This is a genomic window from Occallatibacter sp., assembly GCF_036502485.1.
Lineage (GTDB): Bacteria > Acidobacteriota > Terriglobia > Terriglobales > Acidobacteriaceae > Telmatobacter.
In genome coordinates, this window is the sequence record NZ_DASXYM010000096.1 from 1 (window position 1) to 24,321 (window position 24,321).

The following is a 24,321-nucleotide window of genomic DNA, read 5'->3' on the forward strand; positions in this document are numbered from 1 at the left end:
TCGCGGCCGCGGGTCCGGTAGACATCCGAACTACCAGTTCGGGGGCCGGCATGTGGAGGCGCGGCTCGTCCGGCCTGGTCGCTCCTGTTGCGCTGCCCCGTGCAATCCCGTTGAGGGCCCATTCCGCCACTTCGATGCCCATCTCTTTGAGCGGCTGGCGGATGGTGGAAATCGAGGGGGTAGCTACTTCAGAAGGGAGAATGTCATCGAAACCCATTACAGAACAGTCCTGGGGCACGCGGATACCGGCTGCAGTGAGTCCGCGGACCACACCAAGCGCGGTGAGGTCGTCGAACGCCAGCACAGCCGTGAATGGCCGGCCGGAGGCCAGCATCTGGCGCGTGATGTGCAGACCTCCTTCGAATCCGGAAGCTGGATCGGCGAGAGCGGGAAGTTCGAAAACGAGTTGCGGGGCGATGGTGATGCCTTGTTCCCGGGCCACACGCTGGATTCCCTGCCAGCGCGGCTCGGAGTCACACATCTGCTGCGGGCCGCGAATCACGGCAATGCGGGTGTGGCCTAATTCGCGGAGATGGCGCATCGCGAGTGCTCCCCCGGCTTCATTGTCGACCAGCACCGAGTTGATGCCGCGGGCGGTCAGGTCGCGGCCAAGAATAACAATGGGCACATTGTTTTTGCGGACATCGCCGAGCAGGTTGGTTTCTTCAAAGACCCAACTGGCGATGACGATCACGGCTTCAGCGCGGCGCTGCAGGGTGAGGTGGAGATAGTTGTCGAACAGGTCCCGCCTGGCCTGTGCGTCCATGGTGAGCGGGAGGTAGCCAGTCTGGTCGAGGCGCTGATGGATGCCGCGCAGCACGGGGATGCAGAAGGGGTCGGATAGATCGAAGGCGAGGATACCGATGGTCTGGGTGCTGCGTCGGCGCAGGGATTGCGCATAGGCGTCGGGGTGGTAGCCAAGCTTTTTGGCAATTTCGCGGATGTGCTTGCGGGTTTTCGGCGCGACCTTCAGGGAAAGCGGAGTTTCGCGGAGAACGATGGAGACGGTGGACACGGAGAACCCGCTGGTGCGGGCGATGTCGAGCAGCGTGACATGACCGGACTTTTGTTGGCTCACAACCCACTCCCTTCAGAGGTTCCTTCCGTGGTTGAGACTGAAATGTTGCGCGGCGAAAAGGGGATTTGTTTTGAAACGATATCGACGAGAAGCCTCTTGACACTTCATACACCGGGACATATATTCAGTCAACGTTATTCAAACGTTTGAATATACACCGGGAGACGCACAATGAGAATGAAAAAACAAGAGCAGAAATCAATTCTCCACTTCTTCCTTATCATCCCTCTGCTCCTTGGAATGACTACTTCTCTCAGCTCGCAGGGCGGTCGCGGAGGCCTCAGCGGCCTCGTCTCCGATACCACGGGCGCCATCATTCCCGGGGCTGCGGTAACCGCGACCAGCGTCAGCGGTGGAACCACGCTCACCACCCAAAGCACGGCCGCCGGATTGTATTCGTTCGTCTCGCTGGCCCCAGGAGCGTACGAAGTCCGCGCCAGTGCGAAGGGCTTTGAGACGATGGTGCAGAAGAAGGTAACGGTGAGTTTGGACCAGGTGACCACGGTCAACTTCTCCATGCGGGTGGGCTCCGTGAGCGAAGTGGTAACGGTGACGGAATCGACCGCTCTGGTGGACACTAGCAACTCGACGGTGGGTCAGTTGATCGGCGCTGAGACTATCGACCGCGTGCCGCTGCTGACGCGCAATGTGTTCGACCTGGTGCAGTTGAGCGCGGGCGTAACGCCGGCCAATGGGGCGCCCAACTCGTCGAGTTCGCAGCAGATTACGAGCATCTCGAACGGCCGACCGGGTATCGATGTGTCTTCCTACACCATCAACGGCGCCATTGTGGGCTCGGTGTATTACATGGTTGACGGCAGTCCGCTGGGGATTGCAGAGAACAACGCGGGTGCGATCATGCCAGCCTTGGAACTTCCCGAGGACGCAGTCGAAGAGACACGCGTGGAAACGCAGAATACACCCGCTTCGTACCAGAGCGGCGGCGCGGGCGTGATCAGTCTTGCCAGCAAGTCAGGCGGCGAGAAGTTTCACGGCACCGCCTTCGGCGTCTTCCGCCCGAACATCATGGCCGCAAATGAATTCTTCAACAAGCAGACCGGCGCCGGCACCCCGGACTTCCATCGCTACCAGGAGGGCGGCTCCATCGGCGGCCCCATCAAGAAGGGCAAGCTCTTCTTCTTTGGCGACTACGAGGCCACGCAGCAGCAGTCCTACGATGGTTCGAACTTCTTCACGGTGCCAACAACGGCGGAGCGCACGGGCGACTTTTCCGCGGATCCGTTTACGATCTATGACCCTACGCGCCCTGACAATCCCGATGGCACACGGCAACCCTTCGCGGGGAACAAAATCCCCAATCCAAATGCGACGGCGCTGGCTTTCCTTCAGAATTTTCCCAAGTGCAATTTCCCTAGCCCGGACACCTGCGACGCACACGGGGGGGTTATCCCCAACTTCTTCGCGCCGGGCACCGATCCGTTCGACGCGCATAGGTTTGATGTCCGCATGGACTGGCTCCAGAGCGACAAACAGCGCATCTTCGGGCGCTTCTCATTCGACCGGCTGTTCACGGCTGGCGTGAATGCGTTCAACAATATGTGGGATCTGTATTACGCGCAGAACATCACCAACGGCCGCAACATCCTGATTGCCGACGATCTGACGCTGAATCCAACAACCGTGGTGCAACTGCGGTACTCATTTACCCGCCACTATGAGAACCAAAGCGGCGATCCACGGCAGAACGGCTTCGACATCACCACGCTGGGCTTCCCGGCGTCCCTGGCCGCGGAACAGCACTACAAGACCCTGCCGATTATCGAGTTCTGGGATGTGGGCGGCGGAATTGGCGGGACAGCGAACTGGAATACGTTCCAGTATGCCAGCCAAAACAGCGATGCCACTGCCTCCATTACCAAGATGTGGGGCAAGCATGAGTTCAACACCGGGTTCGAATGGATGAAGCGGTACCTGAATGTTGGACAGCCCCCGGCGTCGTCTGGTGATTATGCCTTTGACATTTCCGCCACCGATGATTCAGTGAGCACCGCGAACGGCGGCAGCGACTTCGCATCTTTCCTTGTCGGCATGGGATCGACGCCGGGCAGCGAAGGTTACAACTTCACCAAGGACCTGTTTGTTGCTGAAACCAGCCCCTATTACGCGACCTTCGTGCAGGACACGTGGAGACCGAGCCCGGCTCTCACCGTGACCGCCGGGCTGCGGTGGGACATTTTCGGCAGCCGCAACGAGCGGCACAACCGCTTGGAGTACTTTGAGCCAGACGTGACGAGCACCGCGAACGGCGTGCAGTACAAAGGCGCCGAAGTGTATGTGAACGGCGGCAACCGAGCGCCGTTCGACACCAACCTGGGCGACTTCGGACCCAAGCTCGGAATCGCGTGGCAGCCGATCAAGCGGCTCGTGGTGCGCGCAGGCGGCGGCTTCTACTACGGTCCCAGCACGCACATGGTGGCGGGCGCTTCGCAGAATAGTGACGGCTTCGCCTCAGTCACCAACTGGCAATCCACCTGCTACAACGCGGACGGCAACACCGTCTTCAACGGGTCGGCGGCATGCGGAACCAACCTCTCAAGTGGCGCGGACAACTTCACAGTGCCCTACTCGGTGAGTAATCCTTTTCCTGACGGAGTGGTTCCGGTGTTCACCTCCGCTCCCGCCGGACTGGCCAACAACCTTGGCCAATCGCTGAGCACCGTGCTTCATACGCAGCGCACGGTCACCACCTATGACTACAACTTCGGATTGGAGTATGAATTTCCGCATCAATTTGTGTTGAGCGCAGCATACGTGGGCAGCCGCGGGCTGTTTCTGCCGCTGGGCGGAGCGGATCTGAATATGCTCGACCTGGGCACGATCGGAAAATATGGGGCTTCACTTTGCGTCGACACGTCCGACCCGGCCTGCCAGATGTTGCCGAACCAGTGGGGCTCGATTCTGCCGCCCACGAACGCGAACTATGGATCCGACACTGTTCCCTTGTGGGTTTCGCTACAAGAGTATCCGCAGTTCGGTAATGGCAGTTATGGCGGCGGCAACGGCGTCAACGTCTCCGGCTATCCAGGAGGCGATTCGTCTTACAACTCAATGCAGACTAAGCTGCAGAAGCGGCTCACCAGCCACTTCACGCTGCTGACCTCATTTACATGGGCCAAGCTGATGACGGACGATGGCAATCCGCCGTTGAGCTTTGTAGGCTCGCACAACGGGGCACCCCAGGACTGGAAGAACCTGAGCCTTGAGCATTCGGTTAGCCCGCAGGACGTGAAGTATCAGTTCACCAGCACGGCATCTTACGATCTGCCGGTAGGCAAGGGGCGCGCTGTAGATCTCGGCAGCCTAGGCAATGGCTTCGTGGGCGGATGGACCGGCAATTACATTCTCTATCTCAGCACCGGCATTCCCATCGCGTCGCCAGGCTCGGGCGTGCAACCTTCCTACTTCAACCAGCGCGCCGACATGACGTGCGATCCGAGCAAGGGCGCTCCGCACTCGCAGTCCCACTGGTTCAACTCCAACTGCTTTGCCGTCCCCAACAGCCCGTTTGTGGCGGGGAGCGCGCCTGCCTATATGGATCATGTCCGGACCATGGGAGCGCAGAACCTCGACCTCTCCCTTTACAAGAAGTTTTCGTTTGGAGAATCGAAAGACCTGCGCTTCGAAATCGCTTCCTACAACGTGACCAATCACGCGCAGCTCGGCATGCCGGGCGTGCCCAGCATCACGGACGTGCAGACGCAGCCGGATATTGCGGCGGCGTTCGGGCAGATCACGTCCACCGTAAACAGCCCGCGACAGTTCCAGTTCGCCGCGCGGTTTACGTTCTGAGCACCTGCTTTATTGGTGAAAAGGCATCGCACACGCAGCGAGGCCTTCTCTTTGGTAGGCGGGTCAGGCGGTACCGAGCTTCGAAACAGGACCATCACCGATCATCCTGGGAACTCGTGGAAGCAGTCTCGCTGGGATAGTTGTCGGCAAGGATCAGTGCGCGCCCTGCCCATCTACGTGCGCCACGCGCACTCTGCCATCATTCTCGTAACGCCAGGGGCTGGTAAAGCCGAGTTGGTTGAAGTAGAAGCCCACCGAAACCCGACGTCGGTTACATGCAGGACGGGCGGGCGAACCAGTCTGTCATCCTCCTCCTACTGTACCGGCAGACGCACGAACTAACTCGAGAAAGCTCCGGCTCAGCGATTTATCAGCCTGCGTTGGACTCCACGCGGTTGCGACCAGCGGTCTTAGCCGCGTAGAGAGCTGCGTCTGCGCGCTCGATTAGCCGCGGGGATTCCTTGTCTTCGCGGCTGGGCTGTTCGCAGGCCACGCCAATGCTAATGGTAACCGAAAGTCCAGCACACGGAGTGTCGGCGACGGTACGACGCAAACCTTCTGCCAGGCCTGCAGCCTCAGCTAGGCCCGTGGCGGGCAGCAGGATGGCGAACTCCTCGCCACCATAGCGGGCGCACGTGTCGCTGCCCCGAATGGTGCGATCAAGCGCCCGACCAATGCGGCTGAGCACCTCGTCACCGGTCGCATGCCCGTGCTGATCGTTGATGGCCTTGAAGTGATCAACGTCGATCATGAGGAGCGACAGCGGTATGTGGAGGCGCTGGGCCAGTTTCCACTCTTTCCGAAGGCGCTCTTCGAAAAGGCGCCGATTACCCAAGCCGGTTAAAGCGTCCGTACGCACCATTTTGCGCAGGCGGTCCTGGCTCTCGCGGAGGCGTATTTCGGTCTGTGTGTGCCGGCGAGCGGCCTCTTCGAGTTCCTGCACTTGTTTCCGGATCAGAAAAAGCGAGGCTACTTGGCGGGCGAGAACGCGCAAGGCGACGGCGTCTTCGTCCGAGAGTTCGCGCGGCTGGCGATCAATCACGCAGAGGGTGCCCAGATTGTGTCCCCCGGGGCCTGTGATGGGCATGCCGGCGTAGAAGCGGATTCCCGGATCTCCCGTCACAAGTGGGTTGGTGCTAAAGCGGTCGTCCTCACGGGCATCCGGAACAACGAACACCTTGTCGTCGAGAATGGCATGTGCGCAGAACGAGACCGAACGAGGGGTCTCCGCTGCTCCCAGACCCACCCTCGCCTTGAACCACTGGCGATCTTCATCGACCAGGCTGATGAAAGCGAGCGGAACCTGGCACACGAACGCGGCGAGTTGGGCAAGATCGTCGTAAGCGGCCTCCTGCGGCGTATCGAGGATCGCGAGGCTGCGCAGGTCTTGGAGACGAGCCTGCTCATCAAGTGGGACGGGAGCAGCAGTCAGGGCAGAGCCTTCCAAAGTAGATATCGAGAGATTCTCGTTATTGTGATCCTAAATGGAGGGGACTAAAGTCGGCGTCATTATGGGGTGAGCAAGCAATCGTTTGCCGGCCCCCAATGCGTCTCTTGCATGCGTCCGTCTCTTCACCATTGGGGGTAACCAACATGAGTCCGCTACCCGCGGTGCCCTGTTGAAAACCTGGGCGGAATTCAGGTACAAGAGCGGTAGAGAAGCCTAAACTAGACCTAATCTGCCGGAACTTTGATTCCGTACTACCTTATCCACAAAAACCCGCTTGAGACCAGTTGACCCGACGTTTGGGGCTTCGTAGAGTCTCAATCAAAGGCAATCCGAACCTTCATTGAGTGGAATAGAGGTTGCCTGGCGGGCGTTGCGAAAACCTGGGCCCGAAAAAGCATCGACATTGGCAGCGGAAGACCTGCCCTGACACATTTGCCGAAAATCAGCGAGAGCACTTAACCGACATCCCCATGGAGTAGACATGCTGAAACTGAAAAAAGTCCAGATCCTCGGCTTCAAAAGCTTTTGCGACCGCACTGAATTAACAGTAGCGGGCACGGGCATGGCCGTGGTTGTGGGGCCTAACGGTTGCGGCAAGTCAAACATCCTGGACGCCGTGAGCTGGGTCCTCGGCGAGCAAAGCGCCAAAACGCTGCGCGGCACGCACATGTCCGACGTGATTTTTGCCGGTACCAGAGATCGCAAGGCTTTGGGCATGGCGGAAGTCACGCTAACCATGGTGGACCCCGAAGCGTATGAGGGTCCGGTACCGGTGCAACCGGAGATCATAATTGATCACGACGGGGCCGACTGGGACGAGGAGGAGCTGCGTCGGAAACGGGCAGCCGAATCCGAAGAGGCTGCGTCGGCCGAGCAGCCGGGACAGGTTCGGGACGAGGACGGCGAGGAGACGGTTCCGCAGGCAGTGGAGAGCTCCCAGGAGGGCCCTCAGCCCGTTGTGTTGAAGATCCGCCGCCGCAAGTTTCAGCGGTCGTTTGCCAAGGGCGAAGTCGTGATCACGCGGCGGCTGTTCCGTACCGGCGAGAGCGAATATCTGCTGAATGGCAAACTATGCCGCCTGCGCGATATCCAGGACATCTTCATGGGTACGGGGCTGGGTCCGGAGAGTTACGCGATCATCGGACAGGAGCGGATCGGGCAGCTATTGAGCTCCAAGCCGCACGACCGGCGCTCCATCATCGAAGAAGCGGCGGGCATTACGCGCTTCAAGACCAAAAAACGGTTAGCCGAATTGCGGCTGGAATCCGCCAAGCAGAACCTCGCGCGCATTGACGACATTTTCGAAGAAGTTACGCGCCAGATGAACTCGCTGAAACGGCAGGCGGCCAAAGCCGAGCGGTTTGGGCAGGTTCGCGATGAGTTGCGCGCCAAGCTGCGCGTGGTGCTGGCCAGCCGCATGGCGCACATGGATGAGGAGCAGGCGCGGCTTGACCGCGAGATCGCGGAGCTGACGGAGAAGATCAACCTGTCCGCGGGCGAAATTGGCGACATGGAAGCCAGCCAGCACTCCATGACGGAACGCGGATATGAGATTGAGAAGAGTGGACATGAGGTCCAGACGCGCGCCAACAGCGCGGCGGTTGAGTTGGAGCGCGCCGCGGCGCGGGAGCGCTCCAACACCGAGCGCATAGCGGAACTTGAAGCCCGCATGGCCGCCACCGCTGCCGAAGGCGAGCAGACGCGCACCCAGCTCGGCGGCCTCGTTGAAGAGCGCGCCCAGCAAAAGGAGTTTCTGGAGACCGCGGCGCACGAAGCGCGTGAGTTCCGCGAAAAGGTGGCAGCGCGACAGCAGGAAGCACGCGGCGCGCAGGAAGAGGTCTTCAGCTCCGAGCGGCAGGTAGAGGCCCTGCGGCGGCAGGTGATGCAGCTTCTTTCCCTGGCAAACAATGCGCGGAGTTCAACGGCACAGGGCGAAGAGAGCCTGGCAGCGCTGGAGCGCGAAGCAGAGCGGCTGGATGCCGAAATGCAGCAGTCCCGGAATGAGCTGGAAAGCCTGGGCGTGCAAAAGGGTCAGGCCCGGTTGAGCTTCGATAACGCCACGCAATCGCTGAAGGAAATTGAGGCGGACATCGTCGCCATTCGCGAGTCCCTGCAAGCCAGGCGCGGCGAAGAAAATGCGCTGCGCACGAAGGCAAACCAATTGCGCAGCGAGCACGCTTCCCTTTCCGGACGGCGGAACTCGCTGGAGAATCTCATTCGCAATCACAGCTACTCAACCAATACCGTGCGGCAATTGCTCAAGCCGGGTGCGCTCGGCAACGGAATGGCGCCGGCTGGAACGCTAGCAGATTTTCTTGAAGTGAGTGGCGAGCATGAAGACGTGGTGGATGAGTTTCTGCGCGAAGAACTGAATTACCTGGTAGTGCATAGCTGGACCGCGGCCGAAAGCGGAGTAAACCTTCTAAAGTCCGGCGTGGATGGACGCGCAACCTTCCTGGTCCATCCCGAGAATCCCGCGGCATTGGAAGCGCGCGCGGATGCGGAAGAGTCAGTGAACGAGCCCGGCGTGACCCCGTTGAAGGATACGATCCGCGTTCTGAACGGCTTTGGACGATCGCTGGAAGCAATTCTGCCGAAGCTGAAGAACGGCTACATCGTAGAAGAGACGGCCGTGGCACAACGGCTTTCAGAGCAGTATTCAAAGGCGTTCTTCCTGACGCCGGGAGGCGAGTGCTTCCACAACACCACGGTTACTGGCGGCAAGCCGGCATCAGAAGGGCCGCTGGCGTTGAAGCGCGATCTGCGCGAGACCGAGAAGAAAATGGAAGCGCTCGAAGTACGGCTGCGCGAGGCCGATGTGCAATCCGCGGAATTGACTCACAGCATTGAAGACCTCACTCGACGGCTCGAAGTGCGCAACGAGGAACGGCGACAGGCGGAGCGAGACACGGCGAACCAGGGCGCGGCATTGAAACAGATGGAAGCCGAGGTGCAGCGCATCGACCGCCGGGTGCAGGAATGGACGCTGCAGGCCGCGCGAAACAAAGACGCGCGCGAGTCCAAGCGGGCGCTGATCGACCAGAAGCACGAGGAACTGCGGCGTCTGGAGGCGGAACACAGCCAGGCAGAGCTGGCACTGGATACGCAGCAGGCAGCGCTTACGGAGATTCGCGAAAAGCGCGAAGGGCTCCAACAGGACGCCGCGCAGCTCACCGCAGAGCTGGCCGGTTTTGAAGAGCGACGGCGGGGAGCTGAAGCTTCGTATCAGCGCATCGAGCGGCTGTATGCTGATCTCGAACGGCGCATCCAGTCAATTGAGCAGCAGCGTGCAGCTTCCGAAGCTGAGCGCGAGCAACGCATTCGCGAGAGTGAAACGCTGGCAGCCAGGCAGGAAGAGCTCACAGCGGTGCGGAACGAAGCAACGGCACAGGCCGAGGCACTGGCAACCGAGGCGCAGGACCTGCGTCATCAGCTTGCTGGTTTTGAAGCCCAGCTGAAAACGGGACGCTTGGCGCTGGATCAGTTGCGCGATGATCGTTCGAATCGGGCCAGCACGCTGGCCAAGCTGAAGTCCGATCTCGAGCATTTGGAAGCGAGCTGCCTCGCAGAAGCGAATGTGGAAGCCGTGGTGCTGCGTGAAGCCAAAGAGATTACGCACATCGAGGGAGAGGCGCTGGCTCAACAGGAAGACGAGTGCCGCGCGCTCAAGCAGAGAATGGATCAGATGGGCCCCGTTAACATGATGGCCCTGGATGAGTATAAGGAAACGGCGGAGCGGCACGGGTTCCTTGAAACGCAGCGTAAAGATCTTGTCGAGTCGATTGAGAACACGCAGGAGACAATCAAGGAGATCGATCTGATCTCGCGGCAGAAATTCGACGAGGCGTTTGCGCGCATCAATGAGAACTTCGCCAATGTATTCACGAAGCTATTTCACGGGGGACAGGCATTTTTGCGGCTCACGGATGCCGAAAATTCTGCGGAGAGCGGATTGGACATCGTGGCTTCCCCTCCAGGCAAGAAACTACAGAACGTGCTTTTGCTGTCGGGCGGTGAAAAGGCCCTTACTGCAATCTCATTGCTTGTTGGTATCTTCCAGTTCCAGCCCAGCCCTTTCTGCGTGCTCGACGAAGTAGATGCAGCGTTAGACGAGACCAACGTGGGACGACTCGCCGACCTTCTGCACGGGCTCAGCAAGGATACGCAGTTCCTGTTGGTGACGCACTCCAAACGCATGATGCATTCAGCGGATATGATCTACGGCGTAACAATGCAGGAGCCGGGCGTTTCAAAGGTGGTGAGCGTGCAATTGAGCCATCATGAGCAGCGGGCCACGGCATAACTCACAGCTTGTTCACACAAACGTGGTGAGATTGCTCCGCGGCTCACCTCCTTTGTGCACATTTCAAACTGGTTGCCTGACCACCATACAACTGTGTCGAATCGCGAGACCATCTGATTTCAAGGGAGGATAGTCATGGCAACCACGAAAGCAGCCAAAAAGAAATCGACGAGCGCAAGAAAAGCATCAAGCACAAAGAAATCATCAAACGCGAAAAAGTCGAGCGCGCGCAAAAGCTCCAGTCCGAAGAAGAGCAGTGCAAAGAAGAGCAGTGCAAAGAAGGCCTCCAGTTCGCGGAAGAGCACGAGTGCAAAGAAGAGTTCGGCACGCAAGAGTTCAAGCGCGAGAAAGAGCTCGACGAGAAAATCCGCGTCGAAGAAAGCGTCGAGCAAATCATCATCCCGGCGCAAGTACTCGCCGTCGGCAGGCCAGGATGTCAAACGCGAGATGCACGAGCTCAAACGCGGCCGGCTGAAGTCGGGACGCAGCGGCAAGAAGGTGACGAACCCGAAGCAGGCAATCGCGATCGGCCTGTCAGAGGCTCGGCGCGAAGGCAAGAAGGTCCCGCCACCCAAGCGGAGTGCGGCATAGGAGCTGATCAGCGCAATGCGAAGGGCGGCATCGGAAAAACAGTGCCGCCCTCTTCGCGATTGCAGCCTTCACCTCAGAATTGCTACTGATTGATCTCGAACTTCACCGACACGTCGACGTGAGTCACGTCGGGCCCCGGCACAAACTTCCATTTGCGGACGGCGTCTTCCGCCGCGGGACTCAAAGACTTGCTGCCGCTGATAGCCTTGGCATCGGTCACCTTGCCATCCGGATCGACTGTGGCTTCCACCTTCACTTCTCCAGTGATCTTCATGCGCTTGGCGATTTCAGGATAGACGGGCGACACGCGCGTTTTGACGGCGCGCTCATCTCCGTGGGCTGGAAGACTCAGGGTCAGAAGCAATACCACAGCGGCAGCATTGCAAAGGGCAGCCGCAACGTGTCGAACAGAGTGAAAGCCATACGGTCTCATGAAAATCCTCCGCGTAAATGTTGATATGCGGAATACATCGACCGCGCGCGCGGGAACATGAGATAAATCAGAGCTGCGCGATAGATGAATGAGCGGATTCTAAGAGGGCGCAGGAAGGGAGTCGCTTCCCTTAATAGCGTCAAAGGTGAGGTGCTCCGCCGTTGAGTGATGCTCATCACGCCACAGTTCGAAGAGGCGCCCGTAGCTCAGAGTCATGGTCTCATGATCGGCAATCCCTAGGCGCGCTGCAACGCGATCGATCCAATCGGGGGAACCCTCGAGTTCAGCGAAGTTGCCGATCGGCGTCTCGTCGATGACACAATGACCTTCGCCATCGCTCCACTCGCTACGCCACTTCTCGTAGTGGAAGGCAGGCATCAGGCCGAGGGAGCGGAAGACCTCCGCGAGCGCATTGCCATCCGCCACTTCAGTCTCAGTCTCGATGCGATGCTTGTGGCGGTCCTCGCCGGGGCGGTCATCGGGAAGCCGCTTGTGCGTGAGTACGTACCGGCCGTTGTAAGTGCGGATGCGGAGGATTTCAGTCCGGCCGCGCATCTGGCGATCGGCCGTGTCGTAGAGCACGTTGCTCTCGAACGATCGAGGTGTATCGAGGTGGAAGCCTGCGGCCTGAAGGCGGGATGCAAGGCCAGCGGTGTCTTGCACGCGGAATTTGATCTCGGTTTCCACGGCTACCATCCTGTGAGTATACGGGACGGCGGGCGGTTGCCTGCCCAGCGACCAAGGGACAGGAAGGATGATAGAGGGAACAATCGGGCGCGGCAGGCGAGAATGGAACAGTGAAGACTTTGCGGCTGGTTCTAAACCCGCAACAACTGAATGGGACCGAGGCCCGCGCGGCCATTGCGCTGGCTGCGGAAATTCTACGCGCCGGCGGCCTGGTAGCGTTGCCGACCGAGACCGTTTACGGGTTGGGTGCGAATGCTCTGGATGCCGATGCTGTGGCCCGGATCTTCGCCGCAAAGCAGAGGCCGGCGTGGGATCCGGTGATCGTGCATGTTGCGGGACCTGTCGAAGACAATGCCATGCTGAGGCCGCTGGTGACTGACATACCAGAGGCAGCACAGAAGTTGATGAACGCCTTCTGGCCGGGCCCCTTAACCCTGCTGCTTCCCCGGTCGACGTCACTACCGGACGCCGTAACCGCGGGACGGCCGCTGGTCGGTGTGCGGATGCCGGCGCACCCGGTGGCGCTTGAGTTGATCAGGCAGGCAGGCTTGCCCGTGGCAGCGCCCAGCGCAAACCTGTTCAGCCACACAAGCCCTACGACGGCAGAGCATGTTCTCGACGATCTCGACGGCTGCATCGATGCAATTCTTGATGCAGGGCCGACAGAGCATGGCGTGGAATCAACCGTCATCGACCCCTGTCAGACACCGACGATGATCTACAGACCCGGTGCAATTACGGCCGAGCAGATCAGGCTCGTAGCCGGCGCCGTGGAAATGCATCGCGCACCTCTCAGGGAGGCTCATGCGGATCGCACGGCCCTGCCGTCCCCCGGCGTTGGGATCCGGCACTATGCGCCGCGGGCGAAGTTGGTACTTGTGGAAGGGTCAGCCATAGCTTTGATGGCTGCGATCCGGCAATTTGGCGGGAACCGAGTGGGAGCGATGTTGCCTTCCGGCTGGAGCGCTCCGCAAGAGGCCTCCGTGTTCGCCTGGGGGCGATGGGACGAGCCAGAGGAACTGGCGGCAAAGCTATATGCGGGACTGCGAGCCTTGGATGCGGTGAAGTGCGAGGTGATCGTCTGTCCCGTGCCGCAGGGGGATGGAATCGCGGTGGCGATCCGGGATCGATTGCGGAAGGCCGCTTTCAGCGCCTAGCGCAGGAGCGGCTCACCTCCCCCTCACCCCCGGAGCGCGAAAACCTCGGAGCGTGGGTGCGGGAGACAGAGGTGAAGGCGCGGGCACCAACGCGCTTTTGGGTGTATAAGGAGCATGGCTCCGCTACATACCGCCATTTTCACCGTGCTTGTACATGTATTTGATAGCGGATTTGAACACCAGAACGCGTTGGCGGCCGCGGACCTTCAACGTGTGGCGGTCGTACCACTCAATGCAGCCCTCAATCTGCTCGCCATCTTCGAGGACAATGACCATCGGGGTCTGCGACTGGATTTGCTTCTGGAGATAGAAAAGTTCGGCCTGACGGTGCTCGGCATCTTCATGGCCGAGGAACGAATATGCGGAAAACCGCGAGCCCGTGGCCGGCACGGCGTGCCTGTTCTTGCGCACATATGGGCGAACTTCACGCGCCAAGGCTACGCCCGCGTCGGCCACAGAAGTAAAGGTCGTACTCATATGTTCTCTTCCTTCCTGAACATGTGAAATGCCAAATGAGCTTTCGCTCCACGGCGGGAATTGAGGGATAAGATGCGGTTCCAGCCGAGGGCGTGAACCCACAAAACGGGGAAAATATTCGCGATGCGAACCCGGACCTCTTCGGAGTGTAGAAACGTCCATGCACGCACGAGCAATCCGCGAGCGGGGAACGTACAGTAGGGTGCTTGTACTAGAAAGATGCGGAACCACGGAGTGAAGTTGTTCTTAATCTTAAGGGGAATTCGAAGCGGCGGGACAAGAACGTTGTGAACCGGCCAGAAACAGCCCAGATCCGGCCGCTATCCTTCAGCGGGCTTCAAGGCTTACGGCCATGGCGTCCAGCGACAGGGAGCGCAGCAGGTTGCGGCGCATGCCGGATTCCACTTGCCCTAGCGCGCGCGCGGCTCCTTCAATCCACTCGACACTGAGGCCCGCGGCCAGCCGCTCCAGTTCCGTGGCCATATCGAGGTTGCGGACGAGGTGTGGCGTTCCGGCGATGACGAGCAGCAAATCCTCCGTTAGAGCGCCCAACGCACGGAGAAGTTTGACGGTTTTCTCCTGCCCGTCGGCACCGGCCCGGTAGGTCTCGGTGGACCGAAACAGCGCCGAATAGTCAGGGTCGCGCAACGCAGTCCGCACGATAATAAGGGCATCCTGGCGGCTGGCGAGGTAGGCTGGCAGATCGAGTTTCAGGGCGCGGCCCACGGCGCCTTCCGCCAGTCGGGCAACGAGCTTGCGATCGCTCGACTTGAGCTCAGGCCGGCGCTGGGCGAGCAAGGCTTCAATTTCGCCGGCCGGGATGGCGCCAAGCCGGTGCAGGACTGCGCGTGAGCGGATAGTAGGCAGAAGTTCCTGGGGGTTCTCGGCCAACAAAATCAGCGATGTGTAGGAGGGTGGCTCTTCGAGGACTTTCAAGAGGCTGTTGGCAGCCTCTTTCATGAAGGCGGAGCAAGTAAAGATCGTGAAGGAGTGCCGCGCTTCGACGGGCGGCCGGAAATAGGCGGCGTGAATGACGTCGCGCACCTGGCCCAGCTTGATCATAAGCTGCGGCGGATCAGGGGGCACCACCAGGACGTCGGGGTGCGTCTGGATCATGATGCGGGTGTCGCGCTTATCGGCGTCGCGCAGGTCATCTTTGGCGGCGACAGCTTCGGCGACGCGCTCTTCGAGGTCACGGGCCGCCTCAATGCGGGTGCAGTTATTGCAACGGCCGCAGAAGTCAGGCAGTCCGTCAGACTCCGTTGGGTTCAGACAGTTCACCGCCTGTGCCAGCATCAGAGCCAGACTGTACTTGCCTGCCCCTTGCGGTCCGGCAAGGATCATGGCCTGCGGGACAAGCCCGCTGCGCACGCCTTCCCGAAGACGGGTGACCGTAACCGTGTTGCCGACGAAGTCGCGAAAGCTCACAGTCTGAGTCTAGTGCATGTGCGGTGCGGATCCCAGCCTCTGCCAGGCGAGCTTGATTGACCGTCAACGTCGTCCATCTTCACCGTGAACCCTGCAGCAGCCGAAGGCAGGCAAGCACGTTGCACGGAGAAATCTCAACCGGGGTGGATGTATTTCCGCAGCTCAATCAAAAACCACGGTCTTGTTGCCATAGCGGAGGATCCTTCGCTCGAGGTGCCATTTGACTCCGCGGGAAAGCACCACTCGCTCCAGGTCGCGGCCCTTGGCAACCAGATCCTCGACCTGCTCGCGATGAGAGATGCGGGCCACGTCCTGCTCGATGATGGGGCCGTCATCGAGGACCTCCGTGACGTAATGGCTGGTGGCGCCAATGAGCTTGACGCCTCGGCTGTGGGCCGCGTGATAAGGGCGCGCTCCGGTAAATGCAGGCAGAAACGAGTGGTGCACGTTGATAATGCCGGAGGGATAATGGGCCACAAACCGCGGCGAAAGTACCTGCATATAGCGGGCGAGAACCACGAGCTCGATCGCATTCAAAGCGAGGAGATCGAGTTCATGAGCCTCGGCTTCGTCCCGGGAGGCAATGGTGACGGGAACGTATTCGAAGGAGATACCGTAGAAGGCTGCCAGCGGCTCCACATCGCGGTGATTAGAGACGATCAGCGGGATTTCGCAGTGCAGCTCGCCGGTATACCAGCGGTGGAGCAGGTCGGCCATGCAGTGCAGGTAACGCGAGCAGAACAGGGCGACGCGCGGTCGCTGGGCGCTTGAGGTCAGACTCCAGTTCATCTCGAGCTCGGCGGCCAAGGGTGTGAAGGCGCTGCGGAAAGCGGCGAGATCGAAAGCGGCTCCGTTGCCGCTGGAGACGTGCAGCGCCCATTCCACGCGCATGAAGAACAGGCCGAGTTCCTCGTCGCGGTGCTGGTCAGCATGCAGGATGTTGGCGCCCTGCTCGTAGAGCACCGAGGAGACACGGGCTACGAGGCCGCGTCGGTCGGGGCAGTCAATCAGGAGAACGGCGGAATCAGGCATGTAGCAATAGATTAAGCCAGAGATCGGGCCACGGGGCGCCGAAAAAAAGGCCGGGATTTCGGGAGCAACATTGAAATCCCGGCCAAGGCGCGTGCTTCAGATCAGCATCATCGCAGCCTCTCGTAGGCATCGCGATTGGCCGCAAAGGAGGTCACTGCAACGATGTCTCGCGGACGGCAGTGGGCGCGGCCAGCTGGCGGCGAAGGTTGCCCGCCAGGTCGGCCACTATACGCAGGCGCTCGGCGACGGGCGAACCGGCGTCACTTCCGGAGAGGGCCAGCTGAGACTGCAGAAGAAGCCCAGCTACGGTGGATTTAAGTTCGGATTCGATGGCGGCGGCGGCGGCCTTGCGGGCGAGACTCTTTTCGCGATCGCGGCGCGTCAGCGCGGCTCGGATGTCGCGGATGACCCGGGCGGCGCCGGAGAGGGCAAAGTTGATCTGCAGTGGAATAGCAAGGCCAGCGCGCTCCCAAATGGCTTCAGCCCCCGCGGGATCGCATTCTGCAATAGTGTCGTCAATCACCACAGCGGAGTACTCTCTCTGGCGCAGGAGGTTCAGGGCCGTCTTGCGTCCTTCGGCCACTTCCACATCCATGCCCAGGTTCTTCGCGATTACGTCTGCGCAGTTGCGCGCGCCTTCCATGCCAGTTACCAGAAGAATGCTCATTTTGAATCCCCAGTCTTCAGTCGACAGTGATCAGTGGTCAGTTATCTCGGGACAGCTCGCAGCCCCGGGGTGAGCCGTCAGCCTTCGGGCGTCAGCCAATACGCTGCACGTTCAAAGTGCAGCGGAGCTGACAGCCTGAGGGCCGTCTCTACTCTTCCTGCCTGAGGGCCGTCTCTACTCTTCCTGCAGTGGGTCGGTGATGCCGTACTCTTTGAGCTTGCGATAGAGAGTGGTTTTGCCGATTCCGAGGAGGCAAGCGGCTTGTAGCTTGTCGCCGTTGAGAGTGCGGATGGCGGAGAGAATGGCCTGTCTCTCCATCTCGGCGAGTGTCATCAGCTCGGACCCGGCAGGCTGCTCCGCGCTATCCCCAGTGGCGGCGCGGCGAACCTCAATGCCATGGTTCTGCAGTTGCGTGGGCAGATCGCCCAGGTGCAGAATCGGTCCGGAGGACATGGTGCAGGCGCGCTCGACCGCGTGTTCGAGCTCACGCACATTTCCCGGCCAGTCATAGCGCATCATCGTGCGCAGGGCCTCGTCACTCAGGGTGAACTTGTGGCCGTGCTCGCGGCTGATGCGGTCGAGAAAGTGTGCAGCCAGCAGAGGGATGTCTTCGCGGCGATCGCGCAGCGACGGAAGCCGCAGGTTCACTACATTCAGGCGATAGAACAGATCTTTGCGGAACTCCCCGCGTTCAACCATGGTAGCGAGATCGCGGTTGGTGGCGGCCACAATGCGAGCCTTGATTGGCACCCGGTGCGTGGCGCCCACCGGTCGGACTTCGCGCTCCTGCAACGCGCGCAGCAGCTTGGCCTGCAAATCGAGCGAGAGTTCGCCGATCTCGTCCAGAAAGACGGTGCCGCCTTCCGCCGAGACCAGCAGCCCATCCTAGGAGCGGTTGGCCCCCGTGAAGGCACCCTTGACATGGCCGAAGAGTTCGCTCTCGATCAGGGTGGGGACGAAAGATCCGCAGTCGACCGGCAGGAACGGTTTTTGCGAATTGGGACCGTAGGCGTGAATGGTGCGAGCGACAAGTTCTTTGCCCGTGCCGCTCTCCCCCAGGATCAGGACGGGATGGGAGCTCTGCGCCACTTTCGACAGGATCCGATAGAGCTTTTCCATTTCACCGGAGTGGCCGATCATGGCGCCGAGTCCCTGCGTAAGGCGGAGTTGTTCGCGCAGCTGGCGGGTTGCCGTATCGGTGAGCAGCGAAGAGGCGGCGCGGTCGAGCACGGTCGAGAGCTCGTCCATGGCGAAGGGCTTCGTGAGGTAATCCGAGGCGCCACAGCGCATTGCTTCGACGGCCGCATTGACCGAGCTGGAGGCCGTCATGGCCACAACGGCAGTCTGCGGATAGAGCAGCTTTACCTCGGAGATCAGTTCCAGCCCGGCCGTGGACGTGTGCGGCAGGTTGGCCAGCAGGATATCAGCGGCATGGCCGCGCAGCATGCTGCGCGCATGGCCAAGGTCGCCCGTGGATTCAACGACATAGCCCAGAGTTGAGGCGATCTCCGCGCAGGCAGAGCGAACGGCAGGGTCGGAATCGACCACAAGCAGATGCAGCGGGGCAGCCGGCTCGCCGGCAACGGACAGAAACTCCAGTGTTTTTGTGTTCAAGACAGTTGCCAGCATTCTATTCGCCTCGTAACTTCCAGATTTGTGACGGTGAGTACGGTTGTTCAGCGGGTTCACGGCGAACTACGCGCTGCAGATTGGCAGCTCAATGGTGAAGCGGGCGCCCCCGCCGGGGTGGTTGCAGGCGCGGATCGTGCCTCCTGCGGCATCAATGAGCGAACGGGTGATGGCGAGTCCCAACCCGTGGTGGGTGAGCGGCCAGCCGCTATCCGACACGGGGTCGCAGCTCGCAGCGCGGGTGGTGTAGCCCGATTCGAAGATGGTCTCGAGCATCTCCTCGCAGATGCCGGGACCTGAGTCTTCAACGCGTATGGCCACGCGGACCGCCCCCGCTCCAGCATCCGGCAGTTCCCGCAAAGCAATATCAATCGCTCCGGCATTGCGCATGGCCTCAGAGGCGTTCTTCACCAGATTGATGAGAACCCGGGTCAGATCTGCGCGGCTAAGCGACACGGGCAGCGCGCCTCCCTCCGTGCGCACCCTGAGGTGAACAGACGCGCCGGTCATGGCACTCAGCAGATCGCGGTTGGCAAGGAGTTCCTTTTCCAGGTTCTCAATGGCGGATTCCGGCAGACTGCCCGCCTGGCTGGTTGTCCCGGCAGGCAGTCGGTTCTGAGGCAGTGATATCGAAACGGGAGCGGAGCCGACCATCTCGTTCTGGTCGAGCACCATAAGCTTCTCGACCAGCCGGCGACTGGCAGCTGCCACAAGGCGCAGTTCGTCGGCGTAATGCCCGTACCCGTTCCTGAGGACCCCGGGTTCGGAAAGCAAATCGCAGTAGAGCGCCAGGGCGGTGACCATGTTACGAGCATCGTGCGCCAATTCAGGAACGGTGCCGCCACGGTATCCCATGCTGGCGAGGGGCTCAACGACCGCTCCGATGCGCCGTTTGGATCGTTTGGTGGTGTAGGTGAAATCAGTGGCTTGCATGAGCTGTTCCTTCCCTTCCACCCTGACTGGCATTTCTGCTGTCGTTTCCCGTTTCCGGCTATTTGCTGCGAGTGGCTGTCCACTCCTAATACACGTGGTGTGCCAAACTAGAACAGTTCCCCTAAGCAGTTTGTAAACAGAACCTTAGAACGCATGAAGCGGCAAAACGGGGCAGAACGGTTTCGCGTGATTTGTTCCAGAATGGAACGCCTTTTGAAGCCATTCAAGATCATGTCATTTAGAATCAGCCGTTTACATGCCTAAACGGAATTGGACTGAAACGGGAACGCCTTTCCCGGATCGGGAAGCATTCCAGGATCGGGCAGGAAGCGCCGCCACTTACAATCGGAATTATGCAAACCACTTACTTCAGGCCCGGCGGCCGGACCCCGCTGCAGCTTCGGCCACTGACCTTAACTCCCAATTTCGTGCAGACCGCGGAAGGCTCGGTACTTGTGAGTCTCGGCAATACCCGGGTGCTGACCAACGCCACCATTGAGCAAGGGGTACCGGGGTGGCTGCGGAACTCGGGGCGGGGCTGGGTGACGGCGGAGTACTCCATGCTGCCGCGGTCGACGGTGACGCGCACTCCCCGGGAGAGCGAGAAGGGCAAAATCGGCGGGCGCACGCACGAGATCCAGCGGCTGATCGGGCGCAGCCTTCGCGGCGTGGTGGACATGCAGGCCCTAGGCGAGCGCACCGTGATATTGGACTGCGATGTCATCCAGGCAGACGGCGGAACCCGCACGGCGGCCATCACCGGCGCGGCTGTAGCGCTGGCGCTTGCGCTGAATGCACTGGTGAAGGCGGGTACGCTGAAAACATCTCCGCTGAAGCAGCTGGTGGCGGCCACCTCGGTGGGAATCGTGGAAGGAACGCCGCTGCTGGACCTATGTTACGAAGAAGACTCGCAGGCCGAAGTCGACATGAACGTGGTGATGACAGCCGACGGAGGCCTGGTGGAGACGCAAGCTACAGCCGAGCGCGGGGCGTTCTCGCGAGCACAGCTAAACCACATGATTGACCTTGCCGAGGCCGGGCTGAAGGAGATCTTCGCAGCCCAGCAAGCGGTTCTGATGCCCAGTGACGGCCAGAAATCTGGTGCTTGACCGCCGGGCACCCTGCTAGACTCCGTGCATTCCCGGAATCCAGACAGGACAAACCCGCCTATGCGCCGTCGATCCTTTCTTCGCGCTGCTCCGGCCGCCGCTCTTGCGAATCTGATCGCGCACCCGGCATTGGCGGCGCAAATCGCCACTCCAATTCCCTCCCCTGATCTTCACCCCGTGGCGTCGGGCGAAGACCGCTTCGGCGCGCTGCACTCGCTCGGCTTTAGCGATCTGGCCTTCAAGGTGGGCACGCAGGAGACCGGCGGTAACCTGTTCATGATTGAACACCGCAATCTGCGTCCCGGCGGCCCGGCGCTGCACCTGCACCTGAACCAGGAAGAGTGGTTTTACGTGATGGAAGGCGAGATTGCGTTCGTGGTGGGCGAAAAGAAGCTCACTCTGAAAGCCGGCGAATCCATCCTGGCCCCAAGGCGCATTCCGCACACGTTTTCATCCGTTGTTGCGGCCGGCCATTTGCTGATCGGCTTCGCGCCCGCAGGGAAGATGGAACAGTATTTCCGGGATGCCAAACAGGACGGCGCGCTCGCCGCCACCCCCGAATACATGAACCGATACGACATGCAGTGGATCGGCCCGTCCCCGTTCCGCCAGGAATAAAAATCCCCAATCTTTACGCACAAAATTTGAAAGGCTCCTCAATCAGTCGTGAGGAGCCCTTCTGTTTCCAATGGCAACGCCTGTTTACGCCGCCTTTCTCTCCGCCCAGGGATCAATGACGATCTTCGTCACCTGATCCTTCTTATCGCGCCAGATCTTGTACATATCGGGCGCTTCGTCGAGCGTGATCCTGTGCGAGATGAGAAAGGTCGGATCGATCTGTCCCTTCTCGATCCGCTCCAGCAGGGGTTTCATGTACTTGTGCATGTGCGTCTGCCCCATCTTCATGTTCACGCCCTTGCCGAAGGCCGCGCCGAACGGCACCTTATCCAGGAACCCGCCGTATACGCCCGGAATCGAAAGGGTACCGCCCTTGCGTACTGCCTGGATCGCCTGCCGCAACACGCCCGGCCGGTCGGTCTCCATGAACAATGCCGTCTTGATCTTGTCGTACACGTGCTGCGCATCATTGAAGTGCGATTCGAGTCCGACCGCATCGATGGCCCCATCCGGCCCGATACCTCCGGTCAGATCCTTCAGCGCTGTCAGCACGCTCACGTCTTCCTCGCTATAGTCGACCGTGATCGCGCCGAGGTTCCGCGCCAGTTCCAGACGCTCCGGGAAGCGGTCAATCGCGATGACCCGCGCCGCCCCCATCATAAACGCGCTGGCAATCGCGAAAAGCCCCACAGGCCCGCAGCCCCACACCGCCACGATGTCGCCTTCCTGAATATTTGCGTTCTCCGCGGCCATGTAACCAGTCGGAAAAATGTCCGAGAGGAACAGCACCTTGTCATCGGGGAGATCGCTTTCGATCTTCAGCGGCCCCACGTTGGCAAACGGCACGCGTACATACTGCGCCTGCCCGCCGGCGTAGCCCCCCATCATATGGGAGTAGCCAAACAGCCCCGAACCGGAGTATCCGTACATCGTTTCCATCAGGTGCGCATTGGGATTCGTGTTGTCACAGGCGGACCACAGCTTCTTGCGGCAGAAAAGGCAATTCCCGCACGCAATGGTAAATGGAACCACCACACGGTCGCCGCGCTTCAGGTTCGTGACATCGCGGCCCACTTCCTCCACCACGCCCATGAACTCATGGCCCAGAATGTCGCCCTGCTCCATGGTCGGAATGAATCCATCGAACAGGTGCAGGTCCGACCCGCATATCGCCGTACGCGTGATCTTCAGAATCGCATCATGCGGGTTGAGCAGCGTCGGATCCGGCACATTCAACGTCTCCACCTTGCTCGTTCCCATCCAGCAAACTGCCTTCATCGTTCACTCCTTTTGCAACTCGTTGTCGATCCTGACCCGCTCCGCCCGCCAACTTGTCATCCTGAGCGCAGCGAAGGACCAGCTTTTCCCCTCGACTAACTCGCTCGCTTCAGTCCCGGCGGTGTCTCGATGTGTTCGCCGTAGACCTCAGCCTTGAGATTGCCGCTCATGCCGCGCGGACCGTGCGACTGGCCCTGGACGCGCGGAATCTCGCCCGTCTCCATGAACGCCTTGAAGTGGCGCAGGTTTTCGATAACCGACTGCTTGGGATTGCGATTGCGCACCGTGTCCAGAGCGGTCTTCAGCTTGCCCTGTCCAAACTGCTGCAGGTGAGTAATCAGACATCCACGGGCACCCGGCGCTCCTTCAAAGATCACCTCGCCTGCGTTGTAGGAGTCGCCCTCCACCGTGCGCCATGCGATGCGTTTGCCGGGCTCATCCTGCATCAGCTCTTCGTCCCACTCAATACTCTTTCCATCCACTTCCATCACCCAGTGCGAGATCTTGGGCCCCGTGATACGGACCTCCTTGATCTGTTCCTGCCACATGGGTATGGCGTTGTAGTTCCGCCACAACTCGTAGCAGTCCAGCGGGCTGGCCTGCACCAGCGCCGCTGTGCGCACCCAGGTCTTGCCGTCCTTATCCGCCGGTGGGGGCATGTAACGCCCGTTTTCCATCACTCCGGCGCTGCCCACCCGCGGCAGCCCCTCACGATTTGGAGTCTCCTTCAATGCATCTGCCATAACGTCTCCACAAACCAGATTTGTCATTTTGGGCGGCAGCGAAGAACCCGCTTTTCACCCGCCCGGCTTGCCCTCACTTCTCGTTCAGCGGCTTGGCCATCTTCTCGTGCATGGCTCCCTTCATCTCTCCGGGAATCGCATTGGCCATCTTGCCTTCAATCTTGGTCTTCAGCGACGCCGAGTACACGTGATCCTTGCCCGCGAACAGCGCCTCAATACCTTCCTTCGCCACGTCCTCCGGCTGGCTTTCCTTCTTGCCTCCGCTGCCCACCTGGGTGTTGTCCATTCCGGCGCGATGAAAGAAATCCGTATCTGTCGGGCCAGGCTGCAGAGCCGTGACCGTCACGCCCGTGTCCTTCAGCTCGAAGCGGAGGCTATGCGCAAACGACAGCACGAACGCCTTGGTAGCCGCATACACCGCCTCCCGCGGCGCCACCATCTCGCCCGCAATGGACGAAGTGAATAAAATCTTCCCCTCACCGCGCTCGCTCATCTGCTGCACCACATACTTGGCCAGGTGCACGGTGCTTGCGCAGTTCAGGTTCACCATGTTCAGCTCTTCATCCAGGTCCGTATCCTTGAACAATCCGCCCAGGCCCACGCCGGCGTTGATGCAGGCTACGTCTACCGGCCGGCCCAGTTGCTCCACCTGCTCCCAAAGCTCGTCCACCCCATCGGGAGTGGCCAGATCCACACTCGCCTCCACCACGTTGCGCCCGAAGGCCCGCAGGTTCTGTGCCGCCTGAGCCAGCCGCTCTCCCGCAGAGGCCACCACAAGGTCGTATCCCCTCCGCGCCAGCTCGCCAGCCAGCTCATATCCGATTCCGCTCGAAGCACCTGTCACAACAGCAAGCATGCGCACTCTCCCTCTCCTGCGATCCACACAACCGAATGCTTC

20 protein-coding genes and 1 pseudogene are annotated in these 24,321 nt (G+C 60.4%); 6 read left to right on the forward strand and 15 right to left on the reverse strand.

The features are described from left to right. Positions 1 to 1,078 (reverse strand): LacI family DNA-binding transcriptional regulator (locus VGL22_RS13600; protein ID WP_465267475.1); only part of this gene is annotated, 1,078 nt, incomplete at its 3' end. A gap of 177 nt (positions 1,079 to 1,255) precedes the next feature. Here VGL22_RS13600 and VGL22_RS13605 point away from each other — a divergent pair. Then, positions 1,256 to 4,888 carry an outer membrane beta-barrel protein gene (locus VGL22_RS13605; protein WP_465267476.1) on the forward strand — a complete coding sequence of 1,211 codons (3,633 nt, stop codon included), beginning with the start codon at positions 1,256 to 1,258 and terminating at the stop codon, positions 4,886 to 4,888. A 370-nt stretch (positions 4,889 to 5,258) separates the two neighbouring features. Here the strand turns inward: VGL22_RS13605 and VGL22_RS13610 are convergent, their stop codons facing one another. Continuing rightward, positions 5,259 to 6,335 (reverse strand): GGDEF domain-containing protein, encoded by a 1,077-nt coding sequence (locus VGL22_RS13610; RefSeq protein WP_465267477.1) that lies wholly within the window; start codon positions 6,333 to 6,335, stop codon positions 5,259 to 5,261. Between the two features lie 484 nt (positions 6,336 to 6,819). Here VGL22_RS13610 and smc point away from each other — a divergent pair, with 484 nt between their 5' ends. Further along, a complete protein-coding gene (gene smc / locus VGL22_RS13615) occupies positions 6,820 to 10,641 on the forward strand; it encodes a chromosome segregation protein SMC (RefSeq protein WP_465267478.1) in 3,822 nt (1,273 codons plus the stop codon). Between the two features lie 119 nt (positions 10,642 to 10,760). Here smc and VGL22_RS13620 read toward each other — a convergent pair whose 3' ends face one another. Further along, on the reverse strand, positions 10,761 to 11,081 hold the full coding sequence (locus tag VGL22_RS13620) for a hypothetical protein (RefSeq protein WP_465267479.1): 321 nt from the start codon (positions 11,079 to 11,081) through the stop codon (positions 10,761 to 10,763). Positions 11,082 to 11,088: 7 nt separating this feature from the next. Here VGL22_RS13620 and VGL22_RS13625 point away from each other — a divergent pair, with 7 nt between their 5' ends. After that, entirely contained in the window at positions 11,089 to 11,232 is a 144-nt protein-coding gene (locus VGL22_RS13625; protein ID WP_465267480.1) for a DUF6496 domain-containing protein, read from the forward strand. 82 nt (positions 11,233 to 11,314) lie between these two features. Here VGL22_RS13625 and VGL22_RS13630 read toward each other — a convergent pair whose 3' ends face one another. Both VGL22_RS13630 and VGL22_RS13635 read right to left on the reverse strand, forming a co-directional pair. Then, on the reverse strand, positions 11,315 to 11,665 hold the full coding sequence (locus VGL22_RS13630) for an energy transducer TonB (protein WP_465267481.1): 351 nt from the start codon (positions 11,663 to 11,665) through the stop codon (positions 11,315 to 11,317). Positions 11,666 to 11,764: 99 nt separating this feature from the next. Then, a complete protein-coding gene (locus VGL22_RS13635) occupies positions 11,765 to 12,361 on the reverse strand; it encodes a class IV adenylate cyclase (protein WP_465267482.1) in 597 nt (198 codons plus the stop codon). 101 nt (positions 12,362 to 12,462) lie between these two features. On the opposite strand from VGL22_RS13635, the gene VGL22_RS13640 reads away from it, so the two are divergent. Continuing rightward, positions 12,463 to 13,509: an L-threonylcarbamoyladenylate synthase gene (locus VGL22_RS13640; protein ID WP_465267483.1), complete on the forward strand. Its 1,047-nt coding sequence runs from the start codon at positions 12,463 to 12,465 to the stop codon at positions 13,507 to 13,509. A 123-nt stretch (positions 13,510 to 13,632) separates the two neighbouring features. Here VGL22_RS13640 and VGL22_RS13645 read toward each other — a convergent pair whose 3' ends face one another. From VGL22_RS13645 to VGL22_RS13675, 7 genes and pseudogenes are all read right to left on the reverse strand, one after another. Further along, positions 13,633 to 13,986: an RNA chaperone Hfq gene (locus VGL22_RS13645; protein WP_465267484.1), complete on the reverse strand. Its 354-nt coding sequence runs from the start codon at positions 13,984 to 13,986 to the stop codon at positions 13,633 to 13,635. 327 nt (positions 13,987 to 14,313) lie between these two features. Then, positions 14,314 to 15,414 carry a DNA polymerase III subunit gene (locus tag VGL22_RS13650; protein ID WP_465267485.1) on the reverse strand — a complete coding sequence of 367 codons (1,101 nt, stop codon included), beginning with the start codon at positions 15,412 to 15,414 and terminating at the stop codon, positions 14,314 to 14,316. A 162-nt stretch (positions 15,415 to 15,576) separates the two neighbouring features. Then, on the reverse strand, positions 15,577 to 16,446 hold the full coding sequence (gene purU, locus VGL22_RS13655; RefSeq protein ID WP_465267486.1) for a formyltetrahydrofolate deformylase: 870 nt from the start codon (positions 16,444 to 16,446) through the stop codon (positions 15,577 to 15,579). Positions 16,447 to 16,597: 151 nt separating this feature from the next. Beyond that, a complete protein-coding gene (locus tag VGL22_RS13660; RefSeq protein ID WP_465267487.1) occupies positions 16,598 to 17,113 on the reverse strand; it encodes a hypothetical protein in 516 nt (171 codons plus the stop codon). Between the two features lie 174 nt (positions 17,114 to 17,287). Beyond that, positions 17,288 to 17,446: a helix-turn-helix domain-containing protein gene (locus VGL22_RS13665; protein ID WP_465267522.1), complete on the reverse strand. Its 159-nt coding sequence runs from the start codon at positions 17,444 to 17,446 to the stop codon at positions 17,288 to 17,290. Between the two features lie 72 nt (positions 17,447 to 17,518). Beyond that, positions 17,519 to 18,742, reverse strand: a pseudogene (locus VGL22_RS13670) (sigma-54-dependent transcriptional regulator); the annotation flags it as partial. Positions 18,743 to 18,808: 66 nt separating this feature from the next. After that, positions 18,809 to 19,675, reverse strand: a complete 867-nt coding sequence (locus tag VGL22_RS13675) for a sensor histidine kinase (protein ID WP_465267488.1) — start codon at positions 19,673 to 19,675, stop codon at positions 18,809 to 18,811. A gap of 353 nt (positions 19,676 to 20,028) precedes the next feature. Between VGL22_RS13675 and rph the strand changes: the two genes are divergently transcribed. Beyond that, positions 20,029 to 20,784, forward strand: a complete 756-nt coding sequence (gene rph / locus VGL22_RS13680) for a ribonuclease PH (RefSeq protein WP_465267489.1) — start codon at positions 20,029 to 20,031, stop codon at positions 20,782 to 20,784. 60 nt (positions 20,785 to 20,844) lie between these two features. Next, entirely contained in the window at positions 20,845 to 21,402 is a 558-nt protein-coding gene (locus tag VGL22_RS13685; protein WP_465267490.1) for a cupin domain-containing protein, read from the forward strand. Between the two features lie 84 nt (positions 21,403 to 21,486). Here VGL22_RS13685 and VGL22_RS13690 read toward each other — a convergent pair whose 3' ends face one another. The 3 genes from VGL22_RS13690 to VGL22_RS13700 form a co-directional block, all read right to left on the reverse strand. Next, positions 21,487 to 22,680 (reverse strand): zinc-dependent alcohol dehydrogenase, encoded by a 1,194-nt coding sequence (locus VGL22_RS13690; protein WP_465267491.1) that lies wholly within the window; start codon positions 22,678 to 22,680, stop codon positions 21,487 to 21,489. A gap of 95 nt (positions 22,681 to 22,775) precedes the next feature. After that, positions 22,776 to 23,423: an SRPBCC family protein gene (locus VGL22_RS13695; RefSeq protein WP_465267492.1), complete on the reverse strand. Its 648-nt coding sequence runs from the start codon at positions 23,421 to 23,423 to the stop codon at positions 22,776 to 22,778. 73 nt (positions 23,424 to 23,496) lie between these two features. After that, positions 23,497 to 24,279 (reverse strand): SDR family NAD(P)-dependent oxidoreductase, encoded by a 783-nt coding sequence (locus tag VGL22_RS13700; protein ID WP_465267523.1) that lies wholly within the window; start codon positions 24,277 to 24,279, stop codon positions 23,497 to 23,499. Between the last annotated feature and the right edge of the window lie 42 nt (positions 24,280 to 24,321).

Coding starts and splice junctions, on each gene's coding strand:
- VGL22_RS13625 (WP_465267480.1), top strand. CDS start 11,089: ATGCACGAGCTCAAACGCGGCCGGCTGAAGTCGGGACGCAGCGGCAAG.
- VGL22_RS13635 (WP_465267482.1), bottom strand. CDS start 12,361: ATGGTAGCCGTGGAAACCGAGATCAAATTCCGCGTGCAAGACACCGCT.
- VGL22_RS13700 (WP_465267523.1), bottom strand. CDS start 24,279: ATGCTTGCTGTTGTGACAGGTGCTTCGAGCGGAATCGGATATGAGCTG.
- VGL22_RS13665 (WP_465267522.1), bottom strand. CDS start 17,446: ATGACACTCGCCGAGATGGAGAGACAGGCCATTCTCTCCGCCATCCGC.
- smc (WP_465267478.1), top strand. CDS start 6,820: ATGCTGAAACTGAAAAAAGTCCAGATCCTCGGCTTCAAAAGCTTTTGC.
- VGL22_RS13605 (WP_465267476.1), top strand. CDS start 1,256: ATGAAAAAACAAGAGCAGAAATCAATTCTCCACTTCTTCCTTATCATC.
- VGL22_RS13660 (WP_465267487.1), bottom strand. CDS start 17,113: ATGAGCATTCTTCTGGTAACTGGCATGGAAGGCGCGCGCAACTGCGCA.
- purU (WP_465267486.1), bottom strand. CDS start 16,446: ATGCCTGATTCCGCCGTTCTCCTGATTGACTGCCCCGACCGACGCGGC.
- VGL22_RS13685 (WP_465267490.1), top strand. CDS start 20,845: ATGCGCCGTCGATCCTTTCTTCGCGCTGCTCCGGCCGCCGCTCTTGCG.
- VGL22_RS13695 (WP_465267492.1), bottom strand. CDS start 23,423: ATGGCAGATGCATTGAAGGAGACTCCAAATCGTGAGGGGCTGCCGCGG.
- VGL22_RS13690 (WP_465267491.1), bottom strand. CDS start 22,680: ATGAAGGCAGTTTGCTGGATGGGAACGAGCAAGGTGGAGACGTTGAAT.
- VGL22_RS13645 (WP_465267484.1), bottom strand. CDS start 13,986: ATGAGTACGACCTTTACTTCTGTGGCCGACGCGGGCGTAGCCTTGGCG.
- rph (WP_465267489.1), top strand. CDS start 20,029: ATGCAAACCACTTACTTCAGGCCCGGCGGCCGGACCCCGCTGCAGCTT.
- VGL22_RS13675 (WP_465267488.1), bottom strand. CDS start 19,675: ATGCAAGCCACTGATTTCACCTACACCACCAAACGATCCAAACGGCGC.
- VGL22_RS13630 (WP_465267481.1), bottom strand. CDS start 11,665: ATGAGACCGTATGGCTTTCACTCTGTTCGACACGTTGCGGCTGCCCTT.